The organism is Pseudomonas sp. P5_A2_2 (assembly GCF_054177685.1).
Map to the genome: position 1 here is coordinate 1 of NZ_JBGCUL010000904.1, position 1,785 is coordinate 1,785.

A 1,785-nucleotide genomic window follows, 5' to 3' on the forward strand; every position below is an offset into this window, starting at 1 on the left:
ACGAAGTCACTGACTGACTGAGGCGACTTCCCGGTGACCTCGCCAATAATTCCGTCCTTGCCAGCGAAAATTCCATTCTGGTATCCGGATAAAGTAAATTCCCGTGCGCAACACCGAATGTCAGCTGTCGAAGGGCGCGTTATCAATCAGGTCGCACACATTCGGGCAGTCGAAACCATGTATGTGGCGACGTCCGACGTCAGCGAGCCCGGTGCCAATGGCAGTAAAAGGTTTTTTCCTGGCTACTTCTGCTACCGCCTCAGTGAACGCAGCCTTCATTCCGATGCGGGGATAGAGCGCGAGCGCATCCTCGATCAGCGAAGGTGTAATTTCCTCTATGTTCAAGCCCATAACGTCGACGTGAGCGCCCAGGTAGATGAGGGCGATTTCTGGCTGCTTGCGGTCAGCGATACCGGCGCTGGAGTGAAGTGCAATCGCGTCCCAGACGAGCTCGGTTTTCGACTCCGAATAGCCGTTCGCTAGTAGAAAGCGGCTGGCAGCGTCAGCGCCATCGACTTCAAAGCGCTGTTCGGCGGAAAACTCGTTCGTCAGTCCCAGGTCGTGCAACAGCGCCGCGAGATAGACGGCCTCGCGGTCATACTTCAGGCCACGCTGCTGACCAAGGAATTCGGCAAACCACCAGGTACGATGCACATGGTGCAGGAGCGGTTTAGTGTGGACGCGCTCGACGAGCGAAGAAGCCTTTTGGGCAAGTTCAGAGTCGGGAGCGCTGAAGCCGCCAATGATGACAGGGGTGCTCATGTTTGCTTTCCTCAGAGTGGGTGGCTTGAGGTTCAGTTTAAGTATTTCCGGCTGGCTAAATTGACTATTGGCAGATGATTTGTGCCAATATGCGCATCTTGTCTGCGCGGAGATTGATGTGAGCAAAACGACGAAACCAAGCCATCCGCTTATGAGTTTGAGACCAAAACGTGTCGTGATTCTGGGATTGCCTCCTGTGGACTCGCTAGACGTGATCGGCCCTGCGGAGGTGTTTGCCTTCGCGAACCGATTGCACCGTGGTGACGTTGCTCCCTATCTACTCGAGTTGGTCTGTGCAGGCGCCAACGAGCACCTGGAGAGCAGCACGGGCATCGCGTTGATGGCACACAAGACGCTTGAACAAGAACGTGGTGACGACAAAGCAATCGATACGTTGATCGTGACTTCGGGCTGGAAAGCTCGGGAGCAGGTGGACGAGTCCGCTATCGATTGGATAAGAACGAAGTCCGCGAGTGTTCGGCGGGTGTGTTCGATCTGTGTCGGGGCGTTTGCTCTGGCTGAGACAGGACTTCTGGATGGTCGCAGGGCGACGACTCATTGGCGTATGGCGCGAAGCCTGGCCGAAAGCTACCCCAGGGTGCAGGTCGATCCCAATCCCATCTGGGTCAAGGACGGCAACGTGTACACGTCAGCTGGTATCTCCGCCGGTATCGATCTTGCGCTCGCGTTGGTCAGCGAAGATTTGGGCGATGAAGTGGCTATGGAGATCGCGAAAAATCTTGTCCTCTTCCTGCGGCGTCCCGGCGGGCAGGCGCAGTTCAGTGTCGCCCTGCAATCACAGCATGTTCCCGGCTCCAGCCTGGATGAGTTGTGTCTGTGGATTGCGGAACACCTGCATTCAGATCTGACAGTCGAAATACTCGCGGACAAGCTCTCCACCAGCGTCAGGACGTTAATCCGCTTGTTCCAGCGAGAGTTGCAGACAACGCCGGCGAAGTATGTCGAGGATGTCCGAATTGAAGCTGCCTGTCGCTCGATAGAACTGGGTGGTCGGTCTATGGA

At 56.1% G+C, this 1,785-nt stretch carries 2 protein-coding genes; one reads left to right on the top strand and one right to left on the bottom strand.

All coding sequences use genetic code 11. From position 1 onward, the window contains the following. Positions 1-120: 120 nt before the first annotated feature. The gene (locus tag ACXRVY_RS27130) at positions 121-762 is read right to left on the bottom strand and encodes an HD domain-containing protein (RefSeq protein WP_223458919.1); all 642 of its coding nucleotides are present in this window, start codon (positions 760-762) and stop codon (positions 121-123) included. A 118-nt stretch (positions 763-880) separates the two neighbouring features. Between ACXRVY_RS27130 and ACXRVY_RS27135 the strand changes: the two genes are divergently transcribed. After that, positions 881-1,785 (top strand): GlxA family transcriptional regulator (locus tag ACXRVY_RS27135; protein ID WP_458238743.1); only part of this gene is annotated, 905 nt, incomplete at its 3' end.